Source organism: Pseudomonas sp. JY-Q, assembly GCF_001655295.1.
Lineage (GTDB): Bacteria > Pseudomonadota > Gammaproteobacteria > Pseudomonadales > Pseudomonadaceae > Aquipseudomonas > Aquipseudomonas alloputida.
This window is the reverse complement of sequence record NZ_CP011525.1, coordinates 1216556-1230126: the sequence shown is the minus strand read 5'-3', so window position 1 is coordinate 1230126 and position 13571 is coordinate 1216556. Positions and strand designations below refer to the sequence as shown.

At 61.1% G+C, this 13571-nt stretch carries 11 protein-coding genes and 1 pseudogene; 8 read left to right on the top strand and 4 right to left on the bottom strand.

Annotation, left to right across the window (positions count from 1 at the left end):
* Positions 1–107: 107 nt before the first annotated feature.
* Both AA098_RS05455 and pcaR read right to left on the bottom strand, forming a co-directional pair.
* A complete protein-coding gene (locus AA098_RS05455) occupies positions 108–1454 on the bottom strand; it encodes an MFS transporter (protein WP_003251942.1) in 1347 nt (448 codons plus the stop codon).
* A 320-nt stretch (positions 1455–1774) separates the two neighbouring features.
* The gene (gene pcaR, locus AA098_RS05450) at positions 1775–2650 is read right to left on the bottom strand and encodes a pca regulon transcriptional regulator PcaR (protein WP_003251938.1); all 876 of its coding nucleotides are present in this window, start codon (positions 2648–2650) and stop codon (positions 1775–1777) included.
* Positions 2651–3128: 478 nt separating this feature from the next.
* Between pcaR and AA098_RS05445 the strand changes: the two genes are divergently transcribed.
* Both AA098_RS05445 and AA098_RS05440 read left to right on the top strand, forming a co-directional pair.
* The gene (locus tag AA098_RS05445) at positions 3129–3329 is read left to right on the top strand and encodes a hypothetical protein (protein WP_003251937.1); all 201 of its coding nucleotides are present in this window, start codon (positions 3129–3131) and stop codon (positions 3327–3329) included.
* 315 nt (positions 3330–3644) lie between these two features.
* Complete coding sequence (locus tag AA098_RS05440) at positions 3645–5117, top strand: inorganic phosphate transporter (RefSeq protein WP_003251935.1); 1473 nt, start codon at positions 3645–3647, stop codon at positions 5115–5117.
* Between the two features lie 105 nt (positions 5118–5222).
* Here the strand turns inward: AA098_RS05440 and AA098_RS05435 are convergent, their stop codons facing one another.
* Entirely contained in the window at positions 5223–6698 is a 1476-nt protein-coding gene (locus tag AA098_RS05435) for a helicase HerA-like domain-containing protein (RefSeq protein ID WP_060538706.1), read from the bottom strand.
* 169 nt (positions 6699–6867) lie between these two features.
* Between AA098_RS05435 and AA098_RS30115 the strand changes: the two are divergent.
* The 5 genes and pseudogenes from AA098_RS30115 to AA098_RS05415 form a co-directional block, all read left to right on the top strand.
* Positions 6868–7884 (top strand): annotated as a pseudogene (locus AA098_RS30115) (cache domain-containing protein); the annotation flags it as partial.
* A gap of 93 nt (positions 7885–7977) precedes the next feature.
* Positions 7978–8742, top strand: coding sequence for a methyl-accepting chemotaxis protein (locus tag AA098_RS30110; protein WP_370588296.1), 765 nt, complete (start codon positions 7978–7980; stop codon positions 8740–8742).
* 165 nt (positions 8743–8907) lie between these two features.
* Positions 8908–10029 carry a glycosyltransferase family 1 protein gene (locus AA098_RS05425; protein WP_003251928.1) on the top strand — a complete coding sequence of 374 codons (1122 nt, stop codon included), beginning with the start codon at positions 8908–8910 and terminating at the stop codon, positions 10027–10029.
* Positions 10022–10786 (top strand): DUF2334 domain-containing protein, encoded by a 765-nt coding sequence (locus AA098_RS05420; RefSeq protein WP_004575135.1) that lies wholly within the window; start codon positions 10022–10024, stop codon positions 10784–10786. Before AA098_RS05425 ends, AA098_RS05420 begins: the two co-directional genes overlap by 8 nt.
* Positions 10783–11775, top strand: coding sequence for a lysylphosphatidylglycerol synthase transmembrane domain-containing protein (locus AA098_RS05415; RefSeq protein ID WP_064613916.1), 993 nt, complete (start codon positions 10783–10785; stop codon positions 11773–11775). The genes AA098_RS05420 and AA098_RS05415 overlap by 4 nt, the downstream gene beginning before the upstream one ends.
* Positions 11776–12006: 231 nt before the next feature.
* On the opposite strand, the gene purU is transcribed toward AA098_RS05415, so the two are convergent.
* Positions 12007–12858, bottom strand: coding sequence for a formyltetrahydrofolate deformylase (gene purU / locus AA098_RS05410; RefSeq protein ID WP_003251921.1), 852 nt, complete (start codon positions 12856–12858; stop codon positions 12007–12009).
* Between the two features lie 284 nt (positions 12859–13142).
* On the opposite strand from purU, the gene mvaT reads away from it, so the two are divergent.
* Positions 13143–13520 (top strand): histone-like nucleoid-structuring protein MvaT, encoded by a 378-nt coding sequence (mvaT, locus tag AA098_RS05405; protein ID WP_003251920.1) that lies wholly within the window; start codon positions 13143–13145, stop codon positions 13518–13520.
* The last annotated feature ends 51 nt before the right edge of the window (positions 13521–13571 follow it).

Here is a 13571-nt window from a genome sequence, read left to right as displayed (position 1 = left end):
ACTGCCCACGCCCACCACAGGGCAGCTGTGCGCCCTGATCGCAGCACAATGCCGCACCAGTCGGCGCGGCGTTGTGCTGCGAATGGGCCGTAACGCGGCCCTCGCCCTCAGGTTGCGTCGGCGTGGCTGACCAGCCCCTTGACGACCACACCCACAGTCGCCAGCGCTGCCGGCACCAGCAACGCCGTCAGCACCTGCTCGAAAGTCCAGCCCAGGCCCAGCAGCGTTGCACCACTCCAGGCCCCAAGAATCGCACCAAAGCGGCCAATACCCAGCATCCACGATACACCTGTGGCACGGCCCTGAGTGGGATAGAAGCGCGCCGCCAGCGATGGCATTGCCGACTGCGCACCGTTCACACACATACCGGCAACGAGCACCAGCGTAGCTAGCACGGTGATGTTGCCCAGGCTCTGCCCCACCGCGTAGGCGAACACCCCGGCCAGCAGATAGAAAATGCCAATCACCTTGTGCGGGTTGAAACGGTCCATGGCCCAACCCACGCCGACTGCACTTAGCACTCCGCCAAACTGGAACAGCGCGCCGATGAACGCCGCCTGCTCCATGCTCGCGCCGCTGTCACGCATCAGGGTTGGCAGCCAACTGGTCAGAAGGTAGACGATCACCAGGCCCATGAAATAGGTCAGCCACAGCAACACGGTGCCCAAGCCATAGGTGCCAGAGAAGATCACCGCGAACACGTTGCGCGCAGCCACCGCCTTTTGCTCAGGCACACTGAAACTGCCTGCCTCGGCCACCACTTGCGGGGCGATTGGCGACAAGGTCTTGCGCACCTTGTCGGTGCCGCGGTTGCGCACCACCAGGAACCGCGCCGACTCCGGCAGCCAGACCATCAGCACCAGCGCCAGCAGCAACGGCAGCACGCCACCGATGACCAGCAGGCTGTGCCAGCCGTAGGCCGGGATCATCTTGGCGGAAATGAAGCCACCACCCGCCATGCCCAGGTTGAAGCCACAGAACATGCTGGTCACCAGCAGCGACTTGAGGCGCTCCGGGGTGTATTCGGACAACAGCGTGGTAGCGTTGGGCATGCCTGCACCCAGGCCCAGGCCAGTCAGGAAGCGCAGTACCAGCAACTGGTCAACGTTGGTGGCATAGGCCGAGGCCAGGCTGAAACCACCAAATACCAGCACCGCCCCCACCAGCACGCCTTTGCGGCCGAAACGGTCAGCCAGCGGCCCGGAGCCCAGGGCGCCGAACACCATGCCGATCAACGCGGCACTCATGACCGGCCCAAGGCTGGCGCGGTCGATTCCCCACTCTTGCGACAGTGCCGGGGCGATGAAACCCATGGCAGCAGTGTCCAGGCCATCGAGGAAGACGATCAGAAAGCACAGCAGCACGACTCGCCACTGATAGCGGGACAGCGGCTGCTGATTGATGAACGACTGAACGTCGAGGCTTTTGCCGACGTTGGTTTGCGCTTGATTCATTATTGTTATCCAGAATGTGGGGCACAGTCAGGCCATTGCACGCGGGTAACCGGTACAAAGGCGATGATTGGGGTATATGGCCTGGGTCAGCCTGGATACAACGGTACTGCATGCGGGTGCGGCCGCAGCAGCGAGGTGACAGTATTCATGCGTAAGTGCCTCTTATGTTTTTCTTGTTCGGTCGGCTAGCCGACCGTTGCGAGAGACATTAATCAGCGGGCCGGGGTGAAGCAATTCACCCGGCACGACACTGTGCGTTTATCGCACAAGAAACGGTTTTGCCTGTTCTGATCCGGGGCCGCAACGTGCTCCCTGCGGTCTCAACCAAACAACTGATGGCAAAGGTCTCGACTGGCTGCCAGTAAAATCGGCAAGAACCGCTGCTCCAATTCACTGCGGGTCACCCGCCCAACATGGGTACTTACGTTCAAGGCAGCCAACACCTGCCCCGAAGCGTCATACACCGGCACTGCAATCGATCGCAGCCCCTGTTCCAGTTCCTGGTCCACCACGCACCAGCCCTGGGCGCGCACCTGCTGGATGCAGGCGAACAACGATTCGGGATCATTCAGGGTGCGGCTGGTGCGCGCTTTGAGATCAGCACGTTCCAGATACTCACGCAGGCTGGTGTCGTCCATGGCCGCCAGCAGAATACGCCCCATCGACGTGCAGTAGGCCGGCAGGCGTCCGCCCACCGAGAGATCGACCGAAATCAGCCGCTCGACCGTGGCCGAACGGGCTATATAAAGGATGTCGTCGCCTTCGAGGGTGGCCATGTTGGCCGCCTCATGCAACTGGTCGCTGATGCGATCCAGGTACGGCTGGGCAGAAATTGCCAGTGGCGTCGACGACAGGTAAGCATGCCCCAGGGTCAGCACTTTGGGCAGCAGCGAATAGGTACGCCCGTCGGTGGTGGCGTAACCCAGCTTGATCAACGTGTGCAGGCAACGGCGCACCGCTGCGCGAGGGATTTCAGTACGGTGGCTGATCTGGGCGATGGTCAGGTGGCGCTTGCGCTCCTGGAATGCCTGGATCACGGCCAGGCCACGTGCCAGCGAGGTCATGAAGTCCGGGTCACCGGTAAAGGCCTGGATGCGCTTGGCCGGGGAAGCCACGATCGGCGGCGCCATGGCAGCCGAAGCAGGTCGCGCCACCTCTGCATTGCCGGAATCGTTGCCCAGGGTTTCGTCACTCATCGCACACCTCAAAAAAAACACCGGTTCGTGCGATTATCGAACAAACGGCCGATAATCGCAATTGACCGCCGACACTTTTGCTTATACCTTTCTCATGCCACTTGTGGCTTCTTTGGAGAGACTGGTCAGGTACCCACCGTAGAAGTCCCCAGGCAACGGCCTCGCCTTTCGGCGAGGCCGTTTTTCATTACGGCCCGCCCTGACATTGCAACGAACTTCTATCCGTCATTCCTTTCTAACTTGTACGAAAGGTCCAAACTGTTCGCGGGCACATCCTGCTATTTACGCCAGATGATGTCAGGGCTGAGTAAATTAACGATGATCGGCGAATTATCGGTTGCTATAATCGATTGCGCAGGCCCTCCGCTTACCGTGGTCATGGAACCTTCCGCTTTATCAAGCCGTTGCGGCCAGCAAGGCAAAATGCATGTTGCACAATGCATAACAACAGTCATTACACTTATTTCAGGTACTGCACGTGACGAAAGATGAACTGCGCGCGGAACTCGAGCGCCAGGCTGAACGTTACAAGGATGTTTATGGTGGCGAAGTCACCACTTACGCCGCACAACCGGATCCGGAACGCAAACCCTGGCGCAAGCGTGCCAGCGTTCGTGACCAGGCCTTCAGCCAGGAACTGGAACGCATCGAAAAAGAATTGCGCAGCGACAACCCCTGAGCCTCGAGGGCGCCCTCTGCGTGTCGTCGCCCGGTGTACCCGGGCGAGGTCGATCTTTACGGTCTGGCCGATGATGAAATGGAATCACACAAATTTCATACGGCCGTTTGAATTCTAGAGAAATGGCCATTTCTCCACATTTCGGCCTTATTTCGCCATATTTTGTGATTTTTTACCGCCATTTACCGCCTTGATCGCCCCCCTCCGCACGACACGGCTGCACCATGAAGGCGGTCATCTGTCTGTTGCAGGTGCATCGATTGCCAAGGTTTTCTGGCATAATCCCGCCCCCCTATGACCCGCCAGACAACCTTCATGATCGATTTATTCAGCGGACTGGATGCCTGGGTGTTGGTGAGCCTGCTGCTCGCCTTGACCTTCGTACTCGCCTTCGAGTTCATCAATGGCTTTCATGACACCGCCAACGCGGTAGCTACCGTCATCTATACCAAAGCCATGCCGCCACACCTCGCCGTGTTCTTCTCCGGCGTGTTCAACTTCCTTGGCGTTCTGCTCGGCGGTGTAGGGGTGGCCTATGCCATCGTGCACCTGTTGCCGGTAGAGCTGCTGATCAATGTGAACACCGGACACGGCCTGGCCATGGTCTTCTCGTTGCTGGCCGCGGCCATCACCTGGAACCTGGGCACTTGGTACTTTGGCATCCCTGCCTCCAGTTCGCACACGCTGATCGGCTCCATTCTCGGTGTCGGCCTGGCCAACGCCCTGATCAACGACATTCCGCTAGGCGACGGCGTCAACTGGCAGAAAGCGATCGATATCGCCATGTCGCTGGTGGTCTCGCCAATGGCCGGTTTCGCCGTTGCTGCCCTGGTGCTGATCGGCCTGAAATGGTGGCGCCCGCTGTCGAAGATGCACAAAACCCCGGAACAGCGCCGCAAGCTCGATGACAAGAAGCACCCACCCTTCTGGAACCGTCTGGTCCTGGTTGTTTCCGCCATGGGCGTGAGCTTCGTGCACGGCTCCAACGACGGCCAGAAAGGCATCGGCCTGATCATGCTGGTGCTGATCGGTATTGTGCCGGCCAAGTTCGTACTCGACCTGAACAGCACCACCTACCAGATCGAACGTACTCGCGACGCTACCCTGCACATGAGCCAGTTCTACCAGCGTAACGCCGCCACCCTGGGCGAGTTCCTGGCACTGGGCAAGGCCAAGGCCAGCGATCTGCCGGAGCAGTTCAGTTGCAACCCGCAGCAGACCGAGCCGACCATTGCTGCGCTGCAGACCTCGCTGAAAGGCGTGACGGACTACCACAGCCTCGATGCCGAGAAGCGCGTTGAAGTGCGCCGTTATTTGTTGTGCCTGGATGACACGGCAAAGAAGGTTGGCAAGCTGCCAGGCCTGGACGCCCGTGAAAAGTCCGACCTTGAAAAACTGCGCAAAGACCTCACCGCCACCACCGAGTACGCCCCGTTCTGGGTGATCGTGGCCGTCGCCCTGGCCCTTGGCCTGGGCACCATGGTTGGCTGGAAGCGCGTGGTGTTGACGGTGGGCGAGAAGATCGGCAAACAAGGCATGACCTACGCCCAAGGCATGTCGGCACAGATCACCGCAGCCTGCGCCATCGGTATGGCCAACGTATTCGCCCTGCCGGTGTCGACCACCCACGTGCTGTCGTCCGGCGTGGCCGGCACCATGGTCGCCAACAAAAGTGGCCTGCAAGGCGGCACTGTGAAAACCATCCTGCTGGCATGGGTCCTGACCCTGCCTGCCTCGATGGGCCTGGCGGCCGGCCTGTTCTGGCTGGCGTCCAAAGCCATTGGCTGAGTGACACCGCAATGAATAAAGGCGCCCTCGGGCGCCTTTTTCATAGCCGTTATGTCTGCCGAAGCAGCCTTGTGCTACCAAGGGTATGGGCGCGGCGCCGGAAGACTACCTTTTCTTGCCCCCTAACAACGACCCCATCAACCCGCGCACCAACTGCCGCCCCAACTGGTTAGCGGCCTGGCGCACTGCCGACTTGATCGCCTGCCCCGCTGCACTCTGCAAGAACTCACCCGCCTTGTCGGCAAAACTCTCTTCATCCGCCTTCGCTTGCGGCGCCGGTTCCACCGGCTCGCCCTTACGCTGGCTCAGCATTTCATAGGCTGACTCACGGTCCACCGGTTTGTCATAGCGCCCCGCCAATGGCGACGCCGCAATCAGCGCACTGCGCTCAGCCGCACTCAGTGGCCCGATACGCGACTGCGGCGGTGCAACCAGCACCCTCTGCACGATGGCCGGTGTGCCCTTTTCTTCCAACGTACCCACAAGCGCTTCGCCAATACCCAGTTCGGTCAGCACCGCCAGGGTGTCGAACGTCGGGTTGGGACGGAAACCATCGGCTACCGCCCGCAGCGACTTCTGCTCCTTGGCCGTGAACGCCCGCAAGCCGTGCTGAATGCGCAAGCCCAACTGGGCCAGTACCGCGTCAGGCAAGTCACCCGGCGACTGGGTAACGAAATAGACGCCCACCCCCTTGGAGCGGATCAGCCGGACCACTTGCTCAAGACGGTCCTGCAGCGCCTTGGGCGTGCCGTTGAACAGCAAGTGTGCTTCATCGAAGAACAGCGCCAGCACCGGCTTGTCGGCATCACCGCGCTCGGGCAACTGCTCGAACAGTTCGGCCAGCAACCACAACAGGAACGTCGCGTACACCTTGGGTGCCTCGTGCACCAATCGGCTGGCATCGAGCAGGTGGATACGTCCACGGCCATCCGGATCAGGGCGCAGCAGGTCCTCCAGTTGCAATCCCGGCTCGCCGAACAGTGCCTCGGCGCCCTGCTGCTCCAAGGTAGCGAGCCGGCGCAACAAAGCCTGGGTGGAGGCCGTGGTCATCAGCGCGCTGTCTTCGCCAAGCAGATGCGGGTTGTCCTTCAGATGCGCCAGCAGGGCCTTGAGGTCTTTGAGGTCCAGCAGCAGCAGGCCTTCGCGGTCGGCCACCTTGAATGCTGCATACAGCGCCGCCTGCTGGCTGTCGGTCAGTTCCAGCAAGTTGCCCAGCAGCAGCGGCCCCATTTCACTGAGGGTGGTGCGCAGCGGGTGGCCCGACAGCCCGGCGATATCCCACAAGCTCACCGGGTAGGCCTTGGGCGTATGCCCCAGCCACGGCATGCCGGCGATGCGCTCAGCCACCTTGCCTTGTGGCGCACCAGCAGCCCCCAAGCCACAGAGGTCGCCTTTGACATCGGCGGCGAACACCGCTACCCCCGCGTCGCTGAACACCTCCGCCAGGTGCTGCAGGGTGACGGTCTTGCCAGTACCGGTTGCGCCAGCCACCAGACCGTGGCGGTTGGCCAGGCGCATTGCTTGCCCGACTGGCTGGCCATCCGGGCCCGCGCCTACAACGATGGTCGAAAATTCCGACATCTCTTTAATCCTCTGCTCAAGCTTTAGCTTAATTCGGCCGATACCTGTGGGTGTTATTCGCCTTAATTAGAGAGGAACAGCCGAAAAGGCACTTTTCGGGATGTTGCACAACCTACGGCTCCACTCGTGCGAACGCCTGATATAAAACCTTAGCGGAACCGATTACGCCATGAACAAAAGCCTTCGTTTCAGCCACAAGATTCTTTTGGCGGCATCACTGATCGTGATACTCGCCTTCAGCCTTTTCACCCTCTACAACGATTACCTCCAGCGTAATGCGATCCGCGAGGACCTGGAAAACTATCTGGCTGAAATGGGCACCTCCACGTCGACCAACATTCGCAACCTGTTCGAGGGCCGGATAAAGCTGGTGGAGAACCTGGCGCAGAACATTGCCCAAGACCCAGCCAACGCCGAAACCCTGATGGGTCAGAATGCGCTGATATCCAGCTTCCTCACGGTCTACCTGGGCAAAGTCGACGGCGGTTTCAGCGTACGCCCGGACGCGAAGATGCCCGACGGCTACGACCCGCGCACCCGCCCTTGGTACAAGGACGGCATGAACGCCAGCGGCGCGACGCTGACCGAACCCTACATCGATATGACCACCAACAAGATGGTCATTGGTATCCTCAGCAAGGTCTCCAGCAGCGTGGGCGTGGTCGGCGGCGACCTGGCCCTGGACGGCCTGGTGCAGATCATTAACTCGCTGAACTTCGGCGGCATGGGATACGCCTTCCTGGTCAACGACCAGGGCAAGATCCTGGTACACCCGGATAAGGATCTGGTCATGAAATCGCTGTCGGACCTGTTCCCGCAGCGCACGCCGAAGCTGACCGGTGAGCTGACCGAAGTGCAAAGCGAGGGCCAGACCCGCCTGCTGACCTTCAGCCCGATTACCGGCCTGCCGTCCGCAAACTGGTACATCGGCCTGTCGGTGGACAAGGACAAGGCCTTCTCGATGCTCAGCACCTTCCGCACCTCGGCGGTGATCGCCACGGTGGTGGCAGTGGTGATCATCATCGGCCTGCTCGGCTTGCTGATCCGCGTGTTGATGCAGCCGCTGCACACCATGACCCGTGCCATGGAAGACATTGCCGAAGGTGAAGGCGACCTGACCAAGCGCCTGCACATCCACAACCACGACGAATTCGGTGTCCTCGGCAACGCCTTCAACCGCTTCGTCGAGCGCATTCACAGCAGCATTCGCGAAGTGTCCTCGGCCACCGAGCAGGTCAACGAAGTAGCCCTGCGGGTGATCAGCGCTTCGAATTCGTCGATGACCAACTCCGACGAGCAGTCCAACCGCACCAACAGTGTCGCCGCCGCCATCAATGAATTGGGCGCTGCGGCTCAGGAAATCGCCGGCAACGCCGCCCAGGCTTCGCAGCACGCAAGCTCCGCGCGCCTGTTGGCCGAAGAAGGCCAGCAAGTGGTCGAGCGCAACATTGCCGCGATGAACCGCCTGTCCGACCTGATCGTCACCTCCAGCGCGCACATCGAGACACTGAACAGCAAGACCGTGAATATCGGCCAGATCCTGGAAGTGATCACCAGCATTTCCCAGCAGACCAACCTGCTGGCGCTGAACGCCGCCATCGAAGCGGCCCGCGCCGGTGAGGCCGGGCGTGGCTTTGCCGTGGTCGCCGATGAGGTGCGCAATCTGGCGCACCGCACCCAGGAGTCGGCGCAGCAAGTGCAGACCATGATCGAAGAACTGCAGGTCGGTGCCCGCGAGTCGGTCGACACCATGGACCAGAGCCAGCGCCACAGCCAGGACAGCATGCAGATCGCCAACCAGGCGGGTGAGCGACTGGACAGCGTTACCGTGCGCATTGGCGAGATCGACGGCATGAACCAGTCGGTGGCCACTGCCACCGAAGAGCAGACCGCCGTGGTCGAGGCGATCAACATGGACATCAACGAGATCAACATGCTCAACCAGGAAGGCGTGGAGAACCTGCAAGCGACCCTGCGCGCCTGCTCCGACCTCGAGCAGCAGGCTGGCCGCCTGAAGCACCTGGTGGGCAGCTTCCGTATCTGATAAAGGCTACACCTTCACCTGGAGCAGCCTTGTGCTGCTCCAGGCATTGCGCACTCCCCCTCTCAAACTGATCGAACAAACTATCCTTCTGATAGGTCCACCTTTAGGCGTTTCATCGCCGGCCATTCAACGCCGGATGACAGACCCGAAGACGATCCCGGAGGGATGCTGATCGTGCATATCGCCGACATCACCATGTTCTACGCCCCGGCCAGCGGTGGCGTACGTACCTATCTTGATGCCAAACATCACCGTCTCGACGCCATTCACGGCGTACGCCACAGCCTGTTGATTCCCGGTGCCAGCGCCCAACACGGCGATGGCATCTATCAGGTACCTGCGCCGCCCTTGCCGTTTGGCAAGGGCTACCGCTTTCCGGTACGCCTGGCCCCCTGGTGCAATACACTGCGCACGCTCAAACCCGACTTGATTGAAGTTGGCGACCCCTACCTGACCGCCTGGGCGGCGCTGGAAGCGCGGCGCCAGCTCGACGTGCCCGTGATCGGTTTCTACCATTCCGACCTGCCGTTACTGGTCAGCAACCGCATGGGCAACTGGTTCGCACCCAATGTCGAGGCCTACGTCAGCAAGCTATACGGCAATTTTGATCGGGTACTGGCCCCCAGCCAGGTGATGGCCGACAAATTACGCCGCTTGGGCGTGCGTGATGTCCATGTGCAGCCGCTGGGCGTTGACCTTGCCACATTCCACCCCTCCCGGCGCGACCCACATGTGCGTGCCGAACTGGGCATTCCCGACACCAGCCGCCTGTTGATCTTTGCCGGCCGCGGCTCGCGGGAAAAGAACCTGCCGGTGCTGCTTGACTGCATGCAGCAACTCGGCGCCCCCTACCACCTGTTACTGGTAGGCTCGAACATGCCGGCCAGCGTGCCGTCCAACGTCAGCGTCATCGATCACTTCTGCCCGTCTGCGGAGGTGGCCCGGCTGATCGCCAGCGCCGACTTGCTGGTGCATGCTGGCGACCAGGAAACATTCGGCCTGGTCATTCTCGAAGCGATGGCCAGCGCCACCCCCGTGGTAGCCGTGCGCGCCGGTGCGTTCCCTGAAATCATCAACGAACAGAGTGGCCGCCTGTGCACGCCCAACGACGGTCGGGCCATGGCGTGCGCCGTGCGCGAGGCGTTCGAGGCGGGTACCCGCGAGCTCGGCCTGCAGGCCCGCCACCATGTAGAGCAACATTATTCATGGGATAACGTGGTAGCTGGCCTGCTCCAGCACTACCAGGCCGTGCTCGGCCACCAGCCGCAGGTGCGCGCCCATGCTTGAGCCCTCCGCCAGCCAGCGCAGCCTCATGCTGGTGTTGCACGATATTGCCCCGGAAACCTGGCCGGACTATGAACCGTTCGTAAGGGCTGTGGACGCGCTGGGCCACGTGCCAATGACATGGCTGGTGGTCCCGGACTTCCATCGACGCAATCCGCTGCACCAGGCACCTTCGTTCTGCCGCCTCCTGGACGAACGCCTTGCCAAAGGCGACGAACTGGCGCTTCACGGCTATGCCCATGCTGATGAAGGCCCCGCACCGCGCAGCCCCATCGACTACTTCATGCGGCGCATTTATACCCATGAAGGCGAGTTCTACGGCCTTGATGAGAACGAAGCGCTTACCCGGCTACAGGAGGGCCTGGCGCTGTTCGAGAGCCAAGGTTGGCCTGTGGCAGGCTTTGTCGCACCGGCCTGGCTCATGAGCCAGGGCACGCGGCAAGCCCTGTGTCGCCTGCCACTCAAATACACCAGTACACCGCAGCATCTGTACCGGCTGCCAGACTTTACAGCCATTGATGCGCCAGGCCTGGTCTGGAGCGCACGGAGCGCATGGCGTCGCACATTGTCCCGCACGCTGTGCGACTGGCAATGCCGGCGCTGGCGAGGCGCGAGCACATTGCGCTTGGGGCTGCACCCTGTAGACATGCGTCATCGCTCATCCCGAGACTATTGGTTGCGAACGCTGGAAACACTGGTGAAGGATGGCCGCGAACCGCTGACCAAATCTGCCTGGCTGGAGCGCCAGGGGGTAGCATGAAGCGTTGGGCCTGGCTGGCGCTGGCATTGCTGGGGGCAGCGCTGGTGCCAGCGTTACTGGGTGGTAGCGAGCTGCTGCCGAGGCTGAGCCGGTTCGACCCGCACCTGCTGCTCATGCTGCTAGGCATGATTCTGTTGTGCTGGGTCATCAATGCGCTGCGCCTGCGCCTGTTGCTGGGTGAGCAGGCAAAACAGTTGAGCCATGCTCGCAGCCTCGGCGTGGTCATGGCCACCGAGTTTGCCATCTGCACCACCCCTGGCGGCAGTGGTGGGCCGCTGACCCTGATGGCCCTGCTGGCGCGAGACCGCATCCGCCCGGCGCGCAGCGGCGCCGTTTTTGCCATGGACCAGCTGAACGACCTGGTGTTCTTCTTCTGCGCAATGCTGGCGATTGCCGGCTACGCGCTGTTCCACAGCCTGGGCCGCAGCCAGGAAAGCATGTTGCTTGGCAGTGCGTTACTGCTGTGCATAGCGTTGGCCGGGGTGATCGGGCTGTTGCGCTACCGGCGCCCGATAATGCGCATGAACGGCAGGCTGTTGCAGCGCATGGGGATGGGCCAGCCGCGCAAACGTCGCTGGGCGCGCAAACTGCTGCACTTCGTTGCAGCACTGGCGCAGACCTGGCGCCTGCCCAAGCGCAGGCTGAGCCTGGTGTTCACCCTGACCTGCATCCACTGGGGGCTGCGCTACAGCGTGCTGTACCTGGTGTTGCGGGGCTTGGGGGTAGACCTGCAGTGGATTCCCAGCTTCCTGGTGCAGATGCTGTCGCTCAGCGCCGGCCAATTCAGTCTGCTGCCTGGCGGGGCCGGGGCCGCCGAGCTGACGTCTGCCAGCCTGTTGACACCCTTGGTGGGCAGCTCGACCGCAGCTGCGGCAATCCTGATATGGCGGGCAGTTACTTACTACTTTTATCTGCTGGCTGGGGGGCCGGTGTTTGTGTGCCTGCTGGGACGTCCGTTGCTGGAGCGCTGGCGGCGTCAGGCGGGTTGAGCTGTTGCCAGAGTTCGGCGGCGCCGGGGAAGTCGGTGCCATCCGTGTCATCCAGGGCTTCAGGGTCGTAGCGGGCCAGGCAGCCTTCGCCAAGGATCGGTGGAGGTGAGGCGACGGGGTTGTTGCGTTGCTTGGTCATTGCCGTTTCACCCAAGATTGCCGGGGCGCTCTGCGCCCCTGTCGCGACAGGGCTGCGCAGCAGCCCAGCACCTCACAGCAAGCCGGACGGTGTCAGTCGAACACCACAGTCTTGTTACCATGCACCAGCACACGGTCTTCCAGGTGATAACGCAGGCCACGGGCCAGCACCATCTTCTCCACATCACGGCCAAAGCGGACCATGTCCTCGATGCTGTCGGCATGGCTGACACGCACCACATCCTGCTCGATGATCGGGCCGGCATCCAACTCTTCAGTGACGTAGTGGCACGTCGCGCCAATCAGCTTCACCCCACGCAGGGCAGCCTGGTGGTAAGGCTTGGCGCCGACGAACGACGGCAGGAAGCTGTGATGGATGTTGATCACCTTCTCGGCATAGTCCCGGCACAGTTGTGGTGGCAGGATTTGCATGTAGCGGGCCAGCACCACGACGTCGGCGGCATGCTCCTGCACCAGACGCGACACTTCGGCAAAGGCCGGGGCCTTGTCTTTGGGGTCGACCGGAACATGGAAGAACGGAATACCGTGCCACTCGACCATGCTGCGCAGGTCGTTGTGGTTGGAAATGACGCAAGGGATCTCGCAGTCCAGCTCATCGGTGTGCCAGCGGTGCAGCAAGTCTGCCAGGCAGTGCGACTCACGGCTGGCCATCAATACCACGCGTTTTTTCTGAGCCGAGTCGGTAATGCGCCAGGTCATGGAGAACTCTTCGGCGATCGGCGCAAACGCCTCACGGAAGGCTTCGATACCGAACGGCAGCGATTCAGCGCGGATTTCATGACGCATGAAGAACCAACCGCTCTGCTCATCGGAGTGGTGGCTGGCTTCGTTGATCCAGCCATTGTACAAGGCCAGGAAATTACTGACTTTCGCCACGATGCCTACACGGTCGGGGCAGGCGATCACCAGACGATAGGTGCGCATGAATGAGACTCCAGAACTTCGCAAAGGCGCCTATTCTAGCGGCCCGCCAGAAAAAACGCAGTATTGATCGCTGCCGCGATTGCATATGCAGGCCCGAAAACGCCACACGGGCGCTGCCTGACAGACAAGAGGAAACGCACGGGGCATATGTAAAAATTTGTTCACGTAGAGAAATGCTGTCACAGCTTAATTAACAGTTAATTGCCCAATCTTATGTTTACTTGCGAGTAGGGGCTGTCTATTATTGCCCCACACATTTCTGAACACGCATTAAGGAACACTCCATGTCCCTGATCAACGAGTACCGCGCTACCGAAGAAGCCATCAAGGAACTTCAGGCCCGCCTGGCCAATCTGTCGCAGGATGACAAGCTGAAGAAAGAACTGGAGTTCGAAGGCAAACTGCGCACACTGATGGGCGAGTACTCCAAGTCGCTGCGCGACGTGATTGCCCTGCTCGATCCAGAATCGAAACTGAGCAAGGCACCTCGTGGTTCGGTCAAGACTACCGCCACCAAGCGCGCACGCAAGGTCAAGCAATACAAGAACCCGCACAACGGTGAAGTGATCGAAACCAAAGGCGGCAACCACAAGACCCTGAAAGAGTGGAAAGCCACTTGGGGCGGCGATGTGGTTGAAAGCTGGGCAACCCTGCTGGACTGATTATCCGCATACGCCTCTTGCTTCGCACAACAAAAACGCCGGCACACTGCC

Excerpts from the sequence above, each read along its gene's own strand:
- AA098_RS30110 (WP_370588296.1), top strand. The coding sequence starts at position 7,978 with ATGACCAACTCCGACGAGCAGTCCAACCGCACCAACAGTGTCGCCGCC.
- AA098_RS05415 (WP_064613916.1), top strand. The coding sequence starts at position 10,783 with ATGAAGCGTTGGGCCTGGCTGGCGCTGGCATTGCTGGGGGCAGCGCTG.
- AA098_RS05435 (WP_060538706.1), bottom strand. The coding sequence starts at position 6,698 with ATGTCGGAATTTTCGACCATCGTTGTAGGCGCGGGCCCGGATGGCCAG.
- purU (WP_003251921.1), bottom strand. The coding sequence starts at position 12,858 with ATGCGCACCTATCGTCTGGTGATCGCCTGCCCCGACCGTGTAGGCATC.
- AA098_RS05440 (WP_003251935.1), top strand. The coding sequence starts at position 3,645 with ATGATCGATTTATTCAGCGGACTGGATGCCTGGGTGTTGGTGAGCCTG.
- mvaT (WP_003251920.1), top strand. The coding sequence starts at position 13,143 with ATGTCCCTGATCAACGAGTACCGCGCTACCGAAGAAGCCATCAAGGAA.
- pcaR (WP_003251938.1), bottom strand. The coding sequence starts at position 2,650 with ATGAGTGACGAAACCCTGGGCAACGATTCCGGCAATGCAGAGGTGGCG.
- AA098_RS05455 (WP_003251942.1), bottom strand. The coding sequence starts at position 1,454 with ATGAATCAAGCGCAAACCAACGTCGGCAAAAGCCTCGACGTTCAGTCG.
- AA098_RS05420 (WP_004575135.1), top strand. The coding sequence starts at position 10,022 with ATGCTTGAGCCCTCCGCCAGCCAGCGCAGCCTCATGCTGGTGTTGCAC.
- AA098_RS05425 (WP_003251928.1), top strand. The coding sequence starts at position 8,908 with ATGCTGATCGTGCATATCGCCGACATCACCATGTTCTACGCCCCGGCC.